Annotated in this window: 11 protein-coding genes and 1 tRNA gene; all 12 read right to left on the bottom strand. The window is 61.9% G+C overall.

All coding sequences use genetic code 11. From position 1 onward, the window contains the following. Window positions 1-79 precede the first annotated feature (79 nt). Entirely contained in the window at window positions 80-1,609 is a 1,530-nt protein-coding gene (locus tag BLU78_RS12925; protein WP_010261085.1) for a glycoside hydrolase 5 family protein, read from the bottom strand. A gap of 26 nt (window positions 1,610-1,635) precedes the next feature. Beyond that, complete coding sequence (locus tag BLU78_RS12920) at window positions 1,636-2,520, bottom strand: sialate O-acetylesterase (RefSeq protein ID WP_010261084.1); 885 nt, start codon at window positions 2,518-2,520, stop codon at window positions 1,636-1,638. A gap of 5 nt (window positions 2,521-2,525) precedes the next feature. Then, window positions 2,526-5,165 (bottom strand): glycoside hydrolase family 2 TIM barrel-domain containing protein, encoded by a 2,640-nt coding sequence (locus BLU78_RS12915; RefSeq protein WP_010261083.1) that lies wholly within the window; start codon window positions 5,163-5,165, stop codon window positions 2,526-2,528. Beyond that, the gene (locus BLU78_RS12910) at window positions 5,162-7,519 is read right to left on the bottom strand and encodes a glycoside hydrolase family 31 protein (protein ID WP_010261081.1); all 2,358 of its coding nucleotides are present in this window, start codon (window positions 7,517-7,519) and stop codon (window positions 5,162-5,164) included. Before BLU78_RS12910 ends, BLU78_RS12915 begins: the two co-directional genes overlap by 4 nt. Then, complete coding sequence (locus BLU78_RS12905; RefSeq protein ID WP_010261080.1) at window positions 7,516-9,327, bottom strand: glycoside hydrolase family 99 protein; 1,812 nt, start codon at window positions 9,325-9,327, stop codon at window positions 7,516-7,518. The genes BLU78_RS12910 and BLU78_RS12905 overlap by 4 nt, the downstream gene beginning before the upstream one ends. 83 nt (window positions 9,328-9,410) lie before the next feature. Next, complete coding sequence (locus tag BLU78_RS12900; protein ID WP_026020664.1) at window positions 9,411-10,955, bottom strand: hypothetical protein; 1,545 nt, start codon at window positions 10,953-10,955, stop codon at window positions 9,411-9,413. Window positions 10,956-10,985: 30 nt separating this feature from the next. Beyond that, window positions 10,986-11,591 carry a fasciclin domain-containing protein gene (locus BLU78_RS12895; protein ID WP_010261076.1) on the bottom strand — a complete coding sequence of 202 codons (606 nt, stop codon included), beginning with the start codon at window positions 11,589-11,591 and terminating at the stop codon, window positions 10,986-10,988. 20 nt (window positions 11,592-11,611) lie between these two features. Continuing rightward, window positions 11,612-13,054: a RagB/SusD family nutrient uptake outer membrane protein gene (locus tag BLU78_RS12890; protein ID WP_010261074.1), complete on the bottom strand. Its 1,443-nt coding sequence runs from the start codon at window positions 13,052-13,054 to the stop codon at window positions 11,612-11,614. Between the two features lie 12 nt (window positions 13,055-13,066). Next, the gene (locus tag BLU78_RS12885) at window positions 13,067-16,204 is read right to left on the bottom strand and encodes a SusC/RagA family TonB-linked outer membrane protein (RefSeq protein WP_010261072.1); all 3,138 of its coding nucleotides are present in this window, start codon (window positions 16,202-16,204) and stop codon (window positions 13,067-13,069) included. Window positions 16,205-16,703: 499 nt separating this feature from the next. Then, window positions 16,704-16,780 (bottom strand) — tRNA-Ala (locus BLU78_RS12880). Window positions 16,781-16,894: 114 nt separating this feature from the next. Beyond that, entirely contained in the window at window positions 16,895-17,926 is a 1,032-nt protein-coding gene (locus tag BLU78_RS12875; RefSeq protein WP_010261071.1) for a 2-oxoacid:ferredoxin oxidoreductase subunit beta, read from the bottom strand. 2 nt (window positions 17,927-17,928) lie between these two features. After that, complete coding sequence (locus BLU78_RS12870) at window positions 17,929-19,773, bottom strand: 2-oxoacid:acceptor oxidoreductase subunit alpha (RefSeq protein WP_026020663.1); 1,845 nt, start codon at window positions 19,771-19,773, stop codon at window positions 17,929-17,931. Window positions 19,774-19,928: the final 155 nt, after the last annotated feature.

The following is a 19,928-nucleotide window of genomic DNA, read 5'->3' as shown; positions in this document are numbered from 1 at the left end:
CCGAAATTACGCTAACCGGAATCCGGCGGGATTTCCGCGGAATTCCGGTCGGCGCAGGTGTTCACGGACGGGGAGGGCTTCAGCGCTCCCCGTCGTAGTAGGATGCCAGCGGGTAGAGATTCGTGTGGAGCTCCCGGGCCAGGTTCAGGTAGTCGGCGTAGGGGGTGTACTCCACCGATACGAGGCCCTTGTTCGAATCCGTCGTGCCGCCGTAGCCGTCGTTGTATTCGAAGTGCATCCACCCGGCGCAGTTGCGCGTCTCGAGCAGCCGCAGGCAGAAGTTCTGGTAGAACTCCCCGCGGTTCTTCTGCGTGCGCACGAGCCATCCGCCGCCGTCGGTGTTCGTATAGGCACGGCCCTTATAGTTGGCGTCGGCGCCTTTGACGTAGAACTCCGTGACGATGAAGGGTTTGTTGCCGCACCACGCGGCGAGGTTGGCCATGAAATCGGGTTCGGGCTGCCAGCGGGCGTAGTAGTTGACCGACACCACGTCGCAGTAACGGGCGCAGGCTTCGACGATGCCTTGCGTATATTTGCTCCAGTCGTGGAGGCGCGATCCGAGGATCAGGTGTTGCGGGTCGGCCTTGCGGACCGCCGTGCTCGTCACCTGGAAGTAGTGGTCGGCGACGGCCGAGCGGAATTTCTCGCGGTTGGCCTTGGTGATGGCCTCCGTCGAGGCGATGCCCTCCTGCGCCATGAACGCTTCGGCGAAATCGCGCGCGCCTTTGTATTTGTCGGGCAGGGAGAGGAAGTGCTTCAGTTCGATGCCTTTCACGGCGTCGGCGTTCTCGTAGGCTGCGAAAGGCAGTTCGTTGTCGAGGTAGTAACCCACGAAGTGTTTGTCTCCGGCGAACAGGGCGCATTTCTCGCGGGCGAGGTTTTCGACATAGCTCTGGAACGTGGGTTCGAACGCCAGCACGAGGCGGTTGTAGGTGCCGTCTTCGAAAGCGTAGCCCAGGTTGGCGGTCATGTCCCACATGAAGGTGCGCAGCAGGTAGAGGTTCTCGGCATAGGCCATCTTGCGGTTGCCGGGGTTGAGCAGATTCTCACGTATGTCGTCCGGGAAGCGCTCGACGCGGTTCGAGCCGTAGGAGATGTAGTTGAAGCCGTAGGAGGCGAGCATCGCGCCCGTCTCGGCGCTCCATTTGGCGTTGTTGCCGAATTTGCCGTTGAACGACGCGACGTGCTCGGCCGAGGTGCCGGGGCGCACGTGCTGCGTGCCGTGCAGGATGACGGCGCCGCCGTCCGGATCGAGGAAATACCAGCGTCCGTCGGCCTTGCCCACGCGGAAGTAGCCTTCGGTGCCTGTTACGGAGGCGGGTTCGCCGTAGTCGAGGCGTCCGCCCCATGCCGTTTCGACGTGCCCGTCCACCGGCGAGAACCAGTTCATGCCCCTGACCGTGCGGGTCTCCGTGGCGTCGGCCGTGGTCCACGGTTTGAAACTGCCGCTCTGGATTTTGCGGTATTCGACTGCCGTGTAACTGTATTCGGGTTTGTCGCCGTGACCGGGTTTTCCGGAGGGTTCGCCGCCGGTCGTGTCGTCCGTGCAGGCTGCGGCCGCCGCGAGGTATCCGGCCGCAAAGAGAAAAGGTCTGAAAAGTTTGTTCATTACATGTGTAGGTTAGGATATTGTTCTTATCGGAGTTTCAGCAGGGCTTCTGCATAGCGGCGCCCCAGTTCGCGCTGGCTCGCGGCCGAGAAGTGCGGGTCTGTTTCGTCCTTCATCGGCGCGAGCCCCTCGGCCGATACGCAGGCCGTGTGCGGAATGCGCAGACTGCGGAGCATGGCGTTGAAGGGGGCCGTGCCCTCGACGCGGTTCGTCCAGTTCCAATGGGCGATTTCGCCGAAGACCACCGGCAGCGAGGGGTTGCCGAGTTCCGTGCGCAGGATGCCGACGAGGCGGCGGAGCTTGGCCTCGTAGCGTTCGGGATGTGCCGAGTCGGCTTCGCCCTGATGCCAGAGCACCGCCGCGACATCGCCCCAGTCGCCTGCGGCGCGAATGCGTTCGACGGCTTTGGCCAGATAGTCCGTTTCGGAGCCGGGCAGCCACTCGTCGATCGACGAGCCGCCGCGGGCGTTGACCACGACGCCCACCGGGGCGCCCGTGACCTCCGCATAGCGTGCGGCGAAGCTCCCGACGGGGCCGACGCGCTGCATGCCGAGTTCCTTGCGGACGGTGGAGTAGCGGTTCATGGGTTCCGCGGCGCGTTCGAAGCCGTCGCCGTTGAAGAGGTAGACGCTGCGGAGCGTGTCGGCGGCCCCGGCATCCATCAGACCCCGGCCCGCCATGTTCGACTGCCCGATGCAGAGCACGAGCCGCAGGCGCGGCAGCCTCACGAAGCAGACGCCGCCGGCCGTGAGCGTGTCGCCCCGCATGGGGCGGGATTCTATGGCATGTCCGTCTGCGAGTTCGACGCGCGGGGTGTGCGCGGCTCCGTGGGTCACGTAGACCGTATCGGGACGGGCGCAGGCCGCGGCGGCGAGGCACAGGTTCAGCGCGAGAAGAAATGCGTGTTTCATGGGTGTCAGTGGTTGCGGTAGATGCGGATGGCGTTCAGCACGGGTTCGCCCTCGATGCGTCCGAAATCGACGCGCAGGCCCTTGCCGTCGCGGACGATGACGTCGACTTTGCGGACCATCGCCCGCGAGAAGCCGACTTCGGCGGCGATCGAGAAGTTTTCGAGCACCTTCCGGCCGTTCACCGAAACGTCGAACCGGCGTCCCGTGTACTGTTGCTGGGCGCCGTCGGCCCCGAGGTTGTAGGCCAGCGCTTCGCGCTGCCGGGCGGCGTCGAGTTCGGCCCAGTAGAGGTAGACCGAGTAGGTGCCGTCGGGCACGTCGGCGCGGAACGACTCGATGCCGACGCGCTGGGTCTGGAACACGGGGTCGTTCTTCGTGCCGAGGATGTCGGAGGCGCTGCCGAGCCATCCGGCCCCGGAGCGCCGCAGGGCCTCGCCGCCGACATATCCCCAACTGCCCGGGGTGTAGGGCCGCTCGGGAATCCACGCCAGACCCGCCTCGCGGTCGTCGAAATAGCGGGGCGAGCCGAGCATGACGTTCAGCCCGGTAAACCGTTCGGGCGACGCCTGCGCCAGCCGGAAACCGACTGTCAGGACATCGGTGAGCGCCCCGGCCCGGGCCACGAGGCGGTTCTCGCCGTCCGCAAAGGGAACGTCGAACATCGCCACGCCTCCTTCGGGACGCTTGGTGCCGACCTTGCGGCCGTTGAGCGTGAGGGTCACCGACGACTGGTTGGTGAAGACCGGAACGGGCTGTGTGCAGCGGCCCGTGCCGTCGTCCGCACCGCTGCGGTTCTGCCACCCGCGGTTGCCGATGACGAGCTGCGGGGTGCGGTTGAGCACGGTCTTGTAGAAAAGATAGGTGTCTTTCAGTTCGCGGTCGAGACCCGTGACGCCTTTGTTGTTGACGTGGGGCACGACGTCGGCGCGCGGCTCGGAATAGAAGGCGTTGAGGTTCCAGAGCGACGAGCCCGCGATGAAGGAGCGTTTTTGCATCTCGCTCAGATAATGGCGGTTGTAGACCAGCCCGTACTCCTGCGAGAAGTCGAACTGCTCGGGCGAGAACGAGTGCAGCCGCGGATCGACGTCGGCGCCGTACTCGGTCACGATCAGCACCTTGTCGGGATACTGCGCGTGGAGCCGGTCGAGGATGCGCTCGAAGCCCGTGATGTCCTTTTCGTACCATCCCTGGTAGAGATTCCAGCCCTGGATCATCGGGATTTGGGTCAGGTTGGCGGCGGCATACCGCTCCGGGGCGTTGTGGAAGGCGATCATCGTGTAGCGCGAGGGGTCCTCGCTGCGCACGGTCTCCTCCAGCGTGCGGGCCACGTGTTCGATGGCTTTGTAATACTCTTTCGTGCGGGCCTCGTCGGTGTAGGGCGGGCGCAGGAGCGTCTCGTTCATGTAGGCCCAGATCATCACCGAGGGGTGGTTGAAGTCCTGACGGATCATCTCGCGGACCATTCGCACCGAATTTTCGAGGAACCCGTCGCTCTCGGTGACGGCGTTGACCACCGGAATTTCGACCGAGGTGACGATGCCCAGCCGGTCGCACATCTCCATCACCACGGGGTCCTGCGGGTAGTGCGACACGCGCAGGAAGTTGCCGCCCATCTCTTTGATGAGACGCACGTCGCGTTCGTGCATCTCGTCGGGCAGCGCCCAGCCGCGGCCCAGGTAGTCCTGGTGGCGGCACGTGCCGACGAGTTTGCGCGGACGGCCGTTGAGCGAAAATCCCTTGTCGGGATCGAACGAGAACCACCGCAGGCCCAGCGGGTTGGAAACCTCGTCCAGCACGCGGCCGTCCTCGGCCACGATGCGCGTCAGCACGCGGTAGAGGTTCGGTTCGTCGATGTCCCACAGCCGGGGCGACGCGATCGTGATGCCCCGGCGGAGCTGTTCCGCGACGCTTCCGGCGGCGATTTCCGCGGTGTCTTCCGTGCGTGCGGCCTCGCGCCCGTCGGGCGCGACGATGCGGTGCTCGATGCGCACCCGGGCGGTTTCCGGACCGTCGTTGGCCACCAGCGTCCGCACCTCGACCGTGGCCCGTTCAGCCGTGACTTCGGGGGTCGAGAGGTAGACGCCCGGCGATGCGAAGTCGGTCGGCGCCACGTGCACCTTGTCGGTCATCAGCAGGCTCACGTCGCGGTAGATGCCGCCGAAGAAGGTGAAGTCGGCGGACAGGGGCGGAATATCGGGATCGTGGGCGTTGTCCACCTCTGCGGCGAAGAGGTTTTCGCCGCCCGGGACGATGTATTTCGTGATGTCGAACACGAAGCGCGTGTAGCCGCCCGTGTGCTTCCCGGCGTAATGGCCGTTGACGTAGAGCCGCACCACCTGGTTGGCCCCCTCGAAGCAGAGGTAGACCTGCTTCGAGGCGGCGTCGGCCGGCAGGACGATCCGCTTGCGGTACCATGCCGGGCCGCGGTAGAAGCCCGGAACGTCGTCGACGGCGTCCTCGGCGTTCCACGTGTGGGGGATGTTCACCACTTCCCACGCCGAGTCGTCGGCCGCGGGCAGGAAGGCGTTGTAGGGCGAGCCTTTCGTGAAACGCCAGGCGTCGTTGACCGTGTATTTGACCCGTGCCGCGGCCGAAGCGGCGGCCAGGAGCAGCGTCAGGCAGAGAATGATTCGGATGTGTTTCATCGGTTTTCGGTTGATTGGAATTTGCATTCGAGGGGTTCGCCCGTATAGCGGACGGTCTGTTCCGCGGGTTCCGCTCCGGGGCGGAAGACCCGGATGCGGAGCGTCTGCTCCTGCGCCATGCCGGGGTAGGAGCCTTCGCGTGCGGAGATGTGCAGCGAGGCGTCCGCCTCGGACCAGCCGAGGGTGCAGCGGGCGTATTCGCCCTGTTCGTAGCCGTAGCCGTCCCCGGCGTCGTCGTAGAGCGTGAAGCGGGCGTCGGCCCCGGTATAGATGCGGATTTCGAGTTCACGGTCGGGACCGGCCATGACCGACTCCTTCACCGCGCCCATCGGCACGATCGAGCCGCCCCGGGCGTAGACCGGGAGTTCCGTGAGGCCGCACGTCCGGGTGACGCGCTCTCCGCCGCGGAACGCCCCGCCCGTGAAGAAGTCGTACCACCATGCGCCGTCGTGGCGCGGCAGCAGCGTTGCGACCGGCTGGGTCCGGGCTCCGGCGGGCATCGGTTCGAAGACGGGACGCACGAGCAGCGCGGGGCCGAACAGGTACATGTCGTCGGTCGCGGCTATCGCCCGGTCCTCCGGGAAGGCCATGCCTGCGGCCGCGATGAACGAACTGCCGTTCGCCGCAACGTCGTAGGCCGTGGAGTAGACGTAGGGCGTCAGGCGGTAGCGCAGGTCGATGTATTTTGTCTGGTTGCGGTACCAGACGCTCCGTTCGTCGCCGAACTGCCACACCTCGCGCGGAACGTTGGTCCCGTGGGCGCGGAAGATCGGCAGGAAGGCCCCGAACTGAAACCACCGGGCGTAGAGTTCCTTATAGGCCGGGTCGGCCAGTCCGCGGGGGTAGATGCCGCCGTTGTCGGTGACGTAGAATCCGCCCGTGTCGAAGGTCCAGTAGGGGAATCCCGACGCCGCAAGGTTGACGCCCGCGGCCAGCTGGCGTTTCATCGTCTCCCACGAGGCGATGATGTCGCCCGACCACACGGCCGTTCCGTAACGCTGCTGCCCGGCGAATGCCGAGCGGGTGAAGAGCAGCGGACGGCGTTCGGGAGCCGCCGCGCGCAGGCGGCCGTAGAGGTCGCCCGTCCACACCAGCGAATAGGTGTTCAGATAGCGGTGGAAAGCCCCCAGATGGGTTTTTCCGGCCGATTTGGTCCGGGCCTCCTGCTTGCGCTGGGTGAATCCCTCGCGGAACGAGGGTTCGGTGGCGTCCATCCACCAGCCGTCGACGCCGGTGTCGAACAGCCCCGTGCGGAAATGGTTCCAGACGATGTCGCGCGCCGCCGGATCGTAGGCGTCGAAGACCTTGTAACCGGCCCATGTCCGTTCGTCGAACAAGGCTCCGGCGGCCTCCAGGTCGCGGTATACGGCCGTCTCGGGACCGAATCCCGGCCACACCGACACCAGCAGCCGCACGCCGTACTCTTCGTGCAGGCGGGCAATGGCGGCCCCGGGGTTCGGGAAACGCACCGAATCCCAAAGGAGGGCGTTCCACCGGGGTTTTTCGCCCCAGTACTCCCAGTCCTGCACGATGACGTCGATCGGGATGTGCCGGCGGCGGTATTCGCTGACCACGCCGGTCAGTTCGTCGAATGTCTTGTAGCGTTCGCGCGACTGCCAGAATCCGAAGGCCCATTTCGGAAGCATCGACGCCGCGCCGGTCAGCGCCCGGTAGCCGCGCACGCATCCGGCGGGATCGTCTCCGTAGACGAACCAGTAATCGACGGCGTCGCCCACTTCCGATGTGAATTCGAAAGCGTCGCCTCCGTCGCGGAACTCCGAGGCCGAATAGTTGTCCCACAGCAGGCCGAAGCCGCGCGTGGAGACCAGGTAGGGGTTGACGATGTCCTTGTTGGCCTGCAACAGCAGAACCGTGTCGCGTTTGTAGTTCAGGGCGCCCGTCTGATACTGGCCCAGCCCGTACAGCGCCTCGTCGTCGGTCCCGGCGAACCGCTGGGTCACGGCGTAGCACGCCTCGCCGCCCACGGTGTCGGGACGGAGCGAGCGGGCGGTCTCCTCGAGCAGCAGGGCGCCCGTGCGGGCGTCGCGGAACGAAAAGAGGCCGCGTGCGCGGTCGAACTCCACCCAGAGCTGCGGCGTGCGGAAGGCATAGCCGTATTCGGTGGACTCACGGCGAATCTCGACGGGAGCCGCAGGCAGCGAATCCACGACCAGCCGTCGCGTCACGAGGGGCGAACCGGCCGGTCGGGCGAGGATGCGCACGGTGTTTTCCGTGCGGAACTCGATGCGGTAGGCCATGCCCGCCTCGTCGAACGTGAAGGCATTGCCGTCTTGCGAGGGGCCGCCGCAGGCGGTGCAGGCGGCCAGCAGCAGGGTGGTGAGCAGGCGCATCATCGGCTGAGGGTGTAATGGAAGCTGACGTCGCGCAGCTTCAGTTTGCCTTTGAACATCAGTGTAAAGCCCGGCGTCGTGGCGTAAAGCACGTTTTCGGGGATCAGCCCGACCCGCACCCGTTTCCATGTACCCGTGCCGTCGGTTTTGAACTTGGCGACGGTGGCGAAAATATTCTTGGGCTGACGCTCGGTGCGCGAGTAGATGAAGACGAAATCGCCCGTCGGGGCGTCGTCGAAGTATTCGAACTCCACGTAACCCGTGTGGGCGCGCGCCGCGATCAGCGAGCGGGTGGCCGTCTCGGGCAGGTAGACCTTCAATTCGGGCGAGGCGTACCGGACGCCGTGCACGGCATCGCTGCTGAAGCGCAGTTCCGATTCCGGAATGTCGAGCGTACTGTTTTTGAGCGTTTTTTCGAGGGTTTCCACAGCGGTTTCCGCCGCGGAGAGCCGTTCGGCGGCCTCTGAATAGCTCCCTCCGGCGATCGCGGCGGCGGCCTGGTCCAGCAGGGCGTCGGCCGCGGCCGTCTTGCGACGGGCCGAAGCGAGGTATTCGCTCCGTTTGCGCAGGTCGAAAAGCCGTGCGGGAAGCGCGATGCCCGAGGCATCTTCCGGCATCTCTTTGAACTGCGCGGCGTAATGCAGCGTCGTGCGCAGTTCGCGGTCGCCGTTCTCCACCGTGGGCTCGATCTCGTGTCCCTCGGTGTAGTCGCTCCACGAGGCGATGAACATCATGTCGAGGCTGTCGCGCGAGGCCATGCTGAACTCCCACATGCGTTCGTAGGTCCGGCCCCCGTCGCGCGGGATGTAGTAGAAATGCTGTCCTCCCCAGCCGGCGCAGCCGCGGTTGTCCATGCCCGGCATGGCGAAACCCGATTTGACGGTGTAGGCCGGGTCGGCGCTCATCCACACCGAGTCGCGGAACGGTTTCATGAATTCGATGAGGTCGTCCGGTTCGGCGTAGTGGTCCCAATAAGGGTGCGCGGCGTCCATCGGACGCACGCGGGCCGGCAGCCACGCCGTGGGGATCATCCCCAGCTCCTTCCACGACTCGATCTCGGGGCTCCAGCGAACGGGAACGTAACGGTTCGCTTCGAGCGTGCCCCACTCGGCCCAGCGGCGCAGCACGGCGGGCTGCGGCATGCCTTCGGGCAGGCGGACCTTCGATGCGGCATAGGCGTATTCCGCGGGCTTGGCGCCCGGACCGAAGAGGTAGAAAACCGGACGTCCGCCGACGGTCGGGGCCGTCGGGCCCGACAGTACGTTATCCACCAGATATTGATAGCAGCGGGCGTAATGTTCGGTCTTGGCCTCGCGGGTGTCGATTTCGGGGTGCATGCGGGTGATCCAGTCGTAATAGAGCCAGCCGTCGCACCAGTTGACGCCGATCTCGAAGCCGTATTTCGCGGCCACGGGCTGCATGGCCCTGAGCAGTTTGTCGTTCTCGTGGTCCATGAACCCCCATTCGATGAAGAATCCGTCGATCCCCGCGGCCTTGGCCGAGAGAATCTGGTATTCGATGTAGTCGGGGTCGAGATTCGACTGCATGCCCGCCTGCGGATAAGCCACGGCGGCGATGTCGTGGCGTCCCTCGGCATCCATGAAGTCGGCGTTGTAGCAGAGCGTCTTCCGGCCGGTTTTCGACTTGGCGGTTTCGGCGTGCATCTCCCAGCGGCCCAGTTTGCCGTCGTGGGCGCGCGTGTAGCGCACGCCGTGATAGTCGGCGTAGATTTTCTTGCCGTTTTGCGCCGGGGCTGCCGCCGGAAGCAGGAGCAGCGCCGCTGCGGCGAGTGAAATGCGTAACGGGGTCATCGTTTCAATCGGTTTGGTTTATCAAAGAACGGAAACCCCTCCGGAGAATTGCTCCGGAGGAATTTCCGATTCTGAAAATTCGCTTACTCCTTGGGGAGTTTGACCGCGAAGGTGAATACGCGGGCGTTGGCGTTCGTGCCGATCTTCTCGCCGATCGCAACGAGTTTCATGAGACCCACTTTGCCGCTGCCGGCCGAGGATTTCGAACCCGTTTTGAAGGCGATCACGGCGCCGATCAGTTCGTCTTTGCCCTTGATGTTTGCGGACTGGATGGTCCCGGCGTCGATCGCGGCGATGTCGGCGGCCGTGGCGTTCTCGAAGTCCACTCCCGTGAGCAGTTTGAACCGGGTGGCGTTTATTACGCCGAAGTTGTTGATGTTCTGTCCGCTGTACGAGTATTCCCCGTTCTTGCTGTCGGCATTCTCCATCGAGTAGATGCGCACCGACTGGGCATTGCCGTTCATGTAGTAAACCTTGACGTCGGCGTGCGACTGCAAGTCGGTGTTTTCCAGGCACTCCTGTACGGAGTAGGTCTTCTGGTCGCCCAGCGAGAGCAGGCGTTTCGCGCCTCCGGCAGCCGATGCGCCGTCGCCCGCCGGGGCCGTGGTGACCGGAATCTCCTCGACGTAGTACATGTTGACGCAGGCCTTGGTCGACGCCGTGGTCGTGCGGCCCACGTTGTCCGTGACGATCACTTTGACACCCGACGTGGAGTTGGTGAAAATCATCTTCTCGGCATAGTTCAGCTCATTGAGTTTTTCGTAGGTCGTGGTCTTCACCGAGGTTTCGGTCTTGCCCTCCATGCGGAACAATTCGACCTTCACCACGCCCGCCTGCGATTCGATGCTGATATTCACTGCCTTCTCCTCGTCCTTATCGGCGAAGATCGTTCCGTCGGCAAACGTGACGGTCGGAGGCGGAACGGTCTTGTACTGAACCTGCATCGTTTCGATGCGCACCTGCCCGTAGTTGTCGACGGCCTTGACTTTGAAACCTTTGTCGAATTCGTCGAACTCGATCATTTCGTCGAAGGTCCACGATTTCTGCTGGTCCTCGTCGGTGAACGTCAGACTCGTATAGAGCTCCTGACCGGAGGTCTTCACGCGGGTGATCTCTATCGACTGCAACAGCGCCGAGGTGTTCACTTCGATGTGTGTGCGGGGCTTTTCGCCGCCGACGGTCTCGTCATACGACCATTTTGCAGGCGTGAAGACGATCGAGGGGGCTTCCACAACGTCGACGATCGAGATCGGCATCTTCGCCTCGGCCTTGCGGCCGAGCAGGTCGACGGCCTCGATCACGGCCTCGGTGTAGTTCGGCTCGTAGTTGATGTCCTCCGCGAGGCTGTAACTCTTGGCGTTGAAGAACTCGGTGACGGTGGTCACGGGAACCGTCTCCCCGTCCGAGGTGTTGATGCTGAGCGAAACGCTTTTGAGCCCTGCTTCCGATTTGACGATGGCGACGACCGGCAGGTTGTCGACCATGTTGAGGTCGGCTTCGAGCGTGTCGTATGCGTAGGTGATGGTCGGTTCGGCGGTCGAAGGATCGATTCCCTCGTCGTCGTTGCAGGCTGCGAACGACATGACGGCGAAAATCCCGGCCAATAGGATGAATAGTCTCTTGTTCATGGTTTTCGGTGTTTTAAAGTTCGTCATGTCCTATTTCTTGTAGTAGCAGTAGGAGTCGAAGACGTGGATCACGCCGTTGGTCGGCATGATGTTGCAGCTCACGGACTTGCGCATGGGCGAATTGCCGTTCGTGCCCGTGTCGTTCACGATGATCGCTCCGGCGTCGGCCATCCAGGGGTTCTTACGCGTGAGCATGGTCATCAGACCCTCCTCGCCGCGGCGAAGCGTCAGCACGAAGATTGCCTCGACGGGAAGTTCCCCGTAGCCGCTGTAAAAACCGTCGACGATGTGGTAACTCAGCAGGTTTTGTACATCCTCCTTCGGGCAGTCGGTGATTTTCGACTTGTCGGGATAGGTGCTCACGAACGCTTTGACGGCCGTGTTGGTCAGCGCCAGGAACGTGTATTCGCGGCCGGTCTGGGTGTAGTACTCCTTCATGCCGGCGTATTCGATGGCCGCCATGAACTCGCTGAAAATGTCCGGACGGGTTTCGAAATACTCCCACGCCGTCATCGGGATGTGGGGGTCGAGCACCGAATAGTCGTAGTCGGCGTCGGTCTGCAGTTTCATGTCGCCGCAGGCTGCGGTCAGCGCGACCGCCAGAAGCAACGACAATTTCTTAATGATATGTTTCATGGTACAGGTCGTTTTAGCAATTATTTATTCGTTGCATAGTAGCTGTTCTGCACCAGTTTTTTGTTCTGGTCCAGGTGGGAAAAATGGATCGGGAAGAGTTCGTTGCCGTCCTCCTGGCAGCCGTTGATCGGGCCCATGACGCTCTTCCAGCGTCCCGTGCGCACGAGGTCGAACCACCGGCGGCCTTCGCCGACCAGTTCGCGCTGGCGCTCGTCGAGGATGAAGTCCACGAGTTCCTCCTCGTCGGCGAAATCCGCGGCCGAAGGGGTTTCGAGACCGGCGCGCGTGCGGATCGGCTTCACCAGGTCGAGGGCCTCTTCCCACTTGCTCTGGCGGGCCTGTGCCTCGGCCTGCAGCAGGATCATGTCCGAATAGCGGTAGATGGGGTAGCCCACTTCGCAGGTCTTATTGAGCGTCGACGAAATGTCGCCCGAGATGTATTTGCGCATCTCCCAGCCCGACTGGTAGTTCTTCGTCACCAGCGGGAAGCGCAGGTCTTTCTCCTGGTCGTATTTGGCCAGCAGCGTCGGCGACATCACGGCGGCGCGGTTGCCCGAACCCGTGAACCACTGGTACATGTAGCTGTAACCGTTGGCGCCCACCTCGTCCATATTGAAATGCACGACGAAAATGAACTCCTTGGTGCTGTATTCGTCGTTCTCGGGCGTGTTGTCGCTGGCCTTGTTGTTCAGCTCCTCGGCGAACATCTTCTTCCAAGTGCTGATGTCGGTTTCGAGAGCCATGAACGATGCGTCGTTCTTCATCTTCTCGATGGTCTGGTCGGCCAGGCTGTACTCTTTGAGCCACATGTAGGTGTCGGCCATAATCGCCCAGGCACCGTAAACCGAGATGCGCTTGCGCTCCTTGTTCTTCGTGCGGTCGATCAGCGACTCGGCCTTTTTGGCGTCTTCGAGAACCACTTCGCGGAGGATGTAGTCCATATCGGTACGCTCGCGGTAGATATCCGGACTGTACTCCTCGTTGGGTTCGGTGAACAGGGGCACGTCGCCCCAGACCCGCACGGCGTAGAGATAGGCCAGCGCACGCATGCCGTAAGCCTGTCCCAGCAGGTCGTTGCGATCCGATACCGACGGCATGTCGACGCCCGGGAGGTATTTGATGCAGAGGTTGGCCTGGTTGATGACCTTATAGATCGCGGTCCACTTCGTGCAGTTGAGGTCGGTGGTCAGCTGGTTGTCGATGACGCGCTGCTGGTCGGCGGCTGTCGATGCGCCCGACAGGAAGTCGTCCGAACGGAATTCACCCCAGTAGAAATAGTTTTCGCGCATGGCCGAGCGGAAGAATCCGTAGATCTGGCTCACGCCGGCCTTGGCTTCGCGCGAAGAGGTCCACATCTGGTCGGCGGGGAGTTCGCTTACGGGCTGTTCGTCGAGGAACGACTCGCACGAGCTGAACCCCGAGGCCAGCAGGACGGCTGCAAGTATGTATTTGATCTTTTTCATTGTTATAAGCCTTTAAAATTTAACGTTTATACCTGCGCCGAATTCGCGTTTCATGGGGTAGCGGTAGGTATCGCGGCCGATTTGCAGCGGATTCGACGACGAGAATTCGGGGTCGTAGCCGCTGTAAGAGGTCCACGTCATCAGGTTGTTGCCGAAGATGTAGACTTGCAGCGCTTTGATGCGCAGCGATTTGAGCCAGCGCTCCGGCAGGTCGTAGGACAGACGCACGTTCGACAGGCGGATGTAATCGGCATCCTCGACGTAGAACGAGTTGGCGTAACGCGCATTGTTGTACTCGTCGTTGTAGGGGCGCGGGTAGAGCGCCTGGTCGCCCTGGTGTATCCACATGTTGTTGATTACGTGGGGCGAAGGGGTCGTCGAGGTGTATTTGAACATGTTGCGCTGGTGCTCGGCGTAGTTGTAGATCTGTCCGCCGAACGAGTAGTAGAACGACACGAAGAGACCGAAATTCTTGTAGGTGAAGTTCGTGCTCAGGCCGCCGGTATAGGTCGGCAGTGCGTTGCCGATGATCATGCGGTCGCTCTCGTCGATCACGCCGTCGCGCGAACCTTCGGCCTCCTCCCAGTTGACGTCGCCGCCGCGGAAGGGCTTGCCGTTGGGCAGTTTCTTCTGCACATAGCTGCCGTTGTAAACCTGTCCGTTGAGCGTGTAGTGGCTGAACGAGCCGTTTTCGAAGACCGGCGTGAGCTGCTGCCACGTGTCGGGCGTGAAGGCGTTCGATTCGTCGTAGGCGAAGATGTTGTTCTGCTTGTAGCCGTAGAAATCGCCGATCGAACCGCCCTCGGCAATCCACCAGAGGTCGTTTTCCAGATAGGGTTCGCCCTCGGCGAGTTTCTCGATGGTGTTCCAGTTGCGCGAGATGTTGAACGAGGCGTTCCAGCGGAAATCCTTCGTGCGGATGAGGTCGCCGGCGATCGTGAACTCGAAACCGCGGTTGCTGACCTCGCCGACGTTCGTGCGCATGGTCGAGAATCCGGACTCCTTCGGGAGCTCGCGGTTGGCCAGCAGGCCGTCGGTGTATTTGTCATAGTAGTCGGCCGTGATGGTCAGGCGGCTGTTGAAGAAGCTCAGGTCGAGACCCACGTCCACCTGGCGGGTCTCCTCCCAGCGCAGGTTGTCCACGGCGAGGCGTGCGGGATAGACGCCGCCCACGCCGTCGTAGATGTCACCCGTGGCGTAGGAATAGAGGTAGTCGTAGTTGCCGATCTGCTCGTTGCCGGTGATACCCCAGCTGATGCGGATCTTGGCGTCGTCGAGCGCGCGACGCGAGAAATTCATGAAATTTTCGTCCGAGAGGCGCCAGGCGGCCGATACCGAGGGGAAGTTGCCCCAGCGGTTTTCTTTCGAGAAGCGCGACGAACCGTCGCGGCGGAAGGTCGCCTGAATCAGGTATTTCGATTTGAAATCGTAGGTCACGCGGGCGAAAAGCGATGCCATCGAGTGATTCGACTGCCAGGTGCCGGTGTCGCTCAGGGTGAGGTTGGCGGCGAAGGCGTTCATCGTGGGGATGAAGTCCGTCGAGGAGTTGATACCCGACAGGACGGTCTGGTCGGTGCGCCACTGCTGCTCGCTGAAACCCACGAGGGCCGAGAAGTTGTGGTTGCCCCACTTGTTCTTATAAGTAAGGACGTTCTCGTTGAGCCAGTTCCAGTTGAGGTTGTCGGCGGCGTAACCGCTGTTGCTCTTCTGCCACTCGTCGGTGATCATGCTCGGGTAGACGCGCTGGCGCTTGTTGAGGTAGAGATTGGCATTGATGCTGGTCTGGAACGTCAGCCCCTTGGCGAGCTTCAGTTCGAAGCCCTGGTAGAGATTGCCCTGATAGTACTCCGTGCGGTCGGTCGTGTATTTCACCTGTGCCAGCGGGCTCTTCTGGCCCTGGAATACGCCGGCCAGCGTGCCGTCGGGATAGTAGAGGTTGAAATAGGGACGGCGCGAGAGCATCGCGGTCATCAGCTGGCCCTCGTTGATGCCGTTCTTCTGGGAGTAGCCCAGCGAAACGCGGCTGTGAAGCGTCAGCCAGTTGTTGGCCGTGTAGTCGGCGTTGATACGGGCCGTCAGACGTTGGAAATTCGTGTTGGGAACGATACCGCGTTCGTTGTAGTAGCCCGTCGATCCGAAGTACTTCATCTTCTTCGTGCCGCCGGCGACGCTCAGGTCCACCTGGTCTTTCTGGGCCCACTGGAAGAGCAGGTCTTGGTAGTCGTTGTCGACGTTGAACGCTGCGTTCAGCGAGTCGTTGATCAGTTGGTTGCTGGCGTTGTCGACATAACCCGTCGCATTGTCCTTATGATAGGTGTCGCGCAGGATGTCGAACTTGCGGCGGTCGGCGCGCGTGGCCTGTGCGAGTTTGTGGGAGAGTTTGCCCCAGGTGTGGAGGTATTTCACGTCGATGCGCGGAGCTCCCTCCTGACCGCCCTTGGTCGTGATGAGGATGACGCCGTTGGCCGAACGCGAACCGTACATGGCGGCCGATGCGGCGTCTTTGAGGATCTCGATCGAGGTGATGTCGCCGGGATTGATGCCGTCGATGTCCTCCATCGGGATTCCGTCTACCACATAGAGCGGTTTCACGCCTTCGGCCGAGAAGGTCGAGATACCGCGGATATTGATCTGCGAGGCTTCGCCCGGCTGTCCCGAACCTGCCGAGATCTGTACGCCGGCGACCTGTCCCTGCAACGCCTCGAAGACGTTCGAGGGGGCGCGGCGTTCGATGGACTCCGACGAAATGGAGGTGATGGCGCCCGTCACGTCGCGTTTGCGCATCGTGCCGTAGGCGACGACCATCACTTCGTCGATCTTCTGGGCGTCGGAGTCGAGCGAAACTTCCAGAAAATCGGCATTCGCGGTGAGCGTTTTGGTCACATATCCGATGAAGGATATCTGAATGGACGCCCCGCGTTTCGAGAGCGAAAGCGAGAATTTGCCGTCTGCTCCGGTCACCGTACCGTTCGACGTGCCCGGCTCGACTACGGTCGCGCCGACGAGGGGCTGGCCGTCACCTTTGACTGTGCCTGAAAGGGTGAATTTCCCCCCCCCGCCTTTCTGGGCGACGCTAAGTCCCGGTTGCAGCAGCGTTACCGCCAGCAGGACGGCACACAGCCAATGAACTTTCGTCAATAGTTTCTTCATGATTGTAATTAGTTAGTTGGTTTTATGTGGTGAATGATTGTGGCGTGTCGGTCGCATCCGTTCGCTCCGGGGGAACGGGTCCAAGGCAAAGTTATATAATTTTTTTGTTGGAAAATGCCGTGTGTGTGCGTGCACACACGGCTTCGGACCCATAACACCGGACATCGTCCGATACGCGGGAAAACTTCTGAAATGTTTTTAAAGGCCCCTGATACCGTATTTTTGGTGCTAAGGGTGCGGCGTATCTCCGCTTTCCGGCGGACGGCTGTTTGGGGTATTTTTTACGCTAACTATTTTTCGGGGCTTCTCTTCCGGCGGGCTGTCCGTACGGAGATGTTTTCAGCGGCTCGGGATTTCGTAAAGCCGTTCCATGCCGGTGTTCCGGCGCACGCGGCCGTCGTGCACGACGGCCGGGCTTCTGTCCGGGCCGGGCCCGGCCGATTTATTCTCCGCCGGGGTTGTACGAAAAGAGACCATCGAATTTCGATGGTCTCTTTTTTGGTGGAGAATACCAGGGTCGAACTGGTGACCTCTTGCATGCCATGCAAGCGCTCTAGCCAACTGAGCTAATCCCCCATTGCGGGTACAAAGATAATCGGATTTTTTTATTCTGCAAAATCCGAAGCAAAAAAAGAGACGCTGAAAATGATTTTTCAGCGTCCCGAAGCGTTTCGGCGGTCTAAAAACGGGTTATTCCACCTCCCACGTGGCGCCCGAACGAAGCAGGTCGTCCACGCAGCGGATCTTGCTCGCGGCCTTTACCTCTTCGACCTGACGCTCCACTGCGAGATCGTAGACCGTGTCGTCCTCGACCTCGCGGATGACGCCCAGCGCTACCGGATAGTCGGGGTATTTCATGGCCGCCAGCATCGAATGCAGCGTCGTGTCGCGCTCGTGGGCGTCGTGCGTCAGCACGTCGTCCAGCGTATAGCCGTCCCGGCCCACGGTAACCACTTTGAGCTTCATGTTCTCGAACACGAGTCCTTTCTCCCGGTTGGCGCCGAAGAGCATCTTCTCGCCGTGGCGCAGCGTCACCGTGCGCTCGGCGCGCGTGGCTTTGTCGGCGGCAAAGTCGTAGTGGGTCTTGTCGTTGAAGATCACGCAGTTCTGCAATGCCTCGATCACCGACATACCCTTGTGCTTGGCGGCGGCGATCATGCACTCTTTCGAAAGCTGAACCTCCATGTCGATCGTGCGGGCGAAGAACGTGCCTTTGGCGCCGATCACCAGTTCGCCGGGGTTGAACGGCTTCTCGACCGTGCCGTAAGGCGAGGTCTTGGTGATCTTGCCCAGCTTCGAGGTGGGGGAGTACTGGCCTTTGGTGAGGCCGTAAATCTCGTTGTTGAACAGGATGACGTTCAGGTCCACGTTGCGGCGGATGGCGTGGATGAAGTGGTTGCCGCCGATGGCCAGCGAGTCGCCGTCGCCCGTCGTCACCCACACCGAGAGGCGCGGGTTGGCGGTTTTGACGCCCGTCGCCACGGCGTTGGCGCGTCCGTGCACGGAGTGAAATCCGTAGGTCTTCATGTAGTAGATGAAACGCGACGAGCAGCCGATGCCCGAGACGAACGTAAACAGGTTGTGGGGCGTGTCGAGTGCGTCGGCAATCTCGGGCAGCGCGCGCTGCACGGCGTTCAGAATGGCGTGGTCGCCGCATCCGGGGCACCAGCGTACCTCCTGGTCGCTTTTGAAATCCGCAGGGGTGTATTTATAGTCTGCCATGGTTACTTCAGTAAGGATTCGAATTTCTGTTTAAGCTCTACAACCGTGAAGGGCAGTCCCTCGCACTTGTTGTACTGTTCGTAGGGGAACTCCTGGAGGTTCTGGCGCAGGTAGTTGGCGAACTGACCTTCGTTCAGCTCGCAGACGACGATCTTCCCGAATTTCGAGAAAATCTCGCGCACGCCCTTCGGCAGCGGGTTGATGTAGTTGAAATGGCACAGCGAAACTTTTTTGCCTTCCCTGCGCATTTCGTCCACGGCGTTCTGCAGGTGGCCGCGCGTGCCGCCCCAGCCGACGACCAGCAGATCGCCCTCGGCGTCGCCGTAGACGGTCTGTGCCGGAATGTCCTCGGCGACTTTGGCCACCTTCTCGGCGCGCGTGTGCGTCATCTTCTGGTGGTTCGACGGATCGTGCGAGATGCAGCCCTTCACGCAGTCCTTTTCCAGTCCGCCCACGCGGTGCTCCAGTCCCACCTTGCCGGGGAACGCCCAGCCGCGGGCCAGTTTTTCGTTGCGCACATAAGGCATGAATCCGCCTTCGGGAGCCTTGTCGACGATCGGGGGCTGGATGGCGGGGTAGTCCTTCATCGACGGGATGCGCCACGGCTCGGAACCGTTGGCGATGAATCCGTCGGTGAGCAGGATGACGGGCGTCATGTGCTCCATGGCGAGGCGTCCGGCCTCGAATGCGTAGTGGAAACAATCGCTGGGCGACGAGGCGGCCACGACGATCACCGGACATTCGCCGTTGCGGCCGTAGAGGGCCTGCGCCAGGTCGCTCTGCTCGGTCTTGGTCGGGAGTCCCGTCGAGGGGCCTCCGCGCTGTACGTCCACCACCACGAGCGGCAGCTCGGTCATCACGGCCAGTCCCAGCGCCTCGCTTTTGAGCGACAGGCCGGGTCCCGAGGTGGTCGTCACGGCGAAGTTGCCCGCAAAGGCGGCTCCGATGGCGGTGCAGATGCCTGCGATCTCGTCCTCGGCCTGCACGGTCTTCACCCCGAGGTCCTTGCGCTTGGCCAGCTCCTCGAGGATCACCGTCGCCGGGGTGATCGGGTACGAACCGCAGAAGAGCGGCAGTCCGGCCTTTTCGGCGGCGGCGCACAGGCCCCATGCCGTGGCGACGTTGCCGTTGATCGAACGGTAGGTGCCCTTCTCGCGGGGAGCCGGGGCTACGGTGTAGTTGTTGGCGAACTGGTGGGTGTTGGCCGCGTAGTTATAGCCTGCCGCGATGGCCAGTTTGTTGGCCTCGGCCACGGCGGGATTCTTTTTGGCGAATTTCCCGTCGAGGTATTTCAGGGCGTAATCTTCCGGACGGTCGAACAGCCAGAAGCAGATGCCCAGTGCGAACATGTTCTTGCATTTGACGATCGCCTTGTTGTCGAGTCCGGTATCTTTCAGCGCCTCGCGTGTCATGGAGGTGATGCCGGGGATCACGACGTTGTATTCGTCGAGTTTGAGCTCTTCCAGCGGGTCCAGCGTTGCGAATCCCGCTTTTTTGAGGTGCTCCTCGGTGAGCGAGTCGCCGTCGAGGATGACCGTGGCGCCGGCTTTGAGCCATTTGCGGTTGGCTTTGAGCGCCGCGGGGTTCATGGCCACCAGCACGTCGCAGTAATCGCCGGGGTTGAGCTCACGGTGATCGCCGAAATGTACCTGGAATCCCGAGACGCCCGCCACGGTTCCCTGCGGGGCGCGGATCTCGGCCGGGTAGTCGGGGAAGGTCGAGATGCCGTTCCCCAGCAGTGCCGAAGTGTCGGAAAAGAGCGTGCCCGTAAGCTGCATGCCGTCGCCCGAATCGCCCGAGAAGCGTATCACGACATCCTGCAACTCCCGCACTTTTGTTTGTTCCATGATTTTGAGTTCAGATTAGGGGTTAATAACAACGATTTCACAAATATATTAAATAAATTGTCAAAGTGGGCTTTTTGAGTCGATTTTTTAGGCTTTTTTCTCCGGCTGCCGAATTGCGCCGTTTCGAAATGCTAACAGATTGTAATTCAAATGAG

It is taken from the genome of Alistipes timonensis JC136 (assembly GCF_900107675.1).
Classification (GTDB): domain Bacteria; phylum Bacteroidota; class Bacteroidia; order Bacteroidales; family Rikenellaceae; genus Alistipes; species Alistipes timonensis.
Note: the sequence above shows the minus strand (reverse complement) of the source record. Positions and strands in the feature narration are given on the sequence as shown.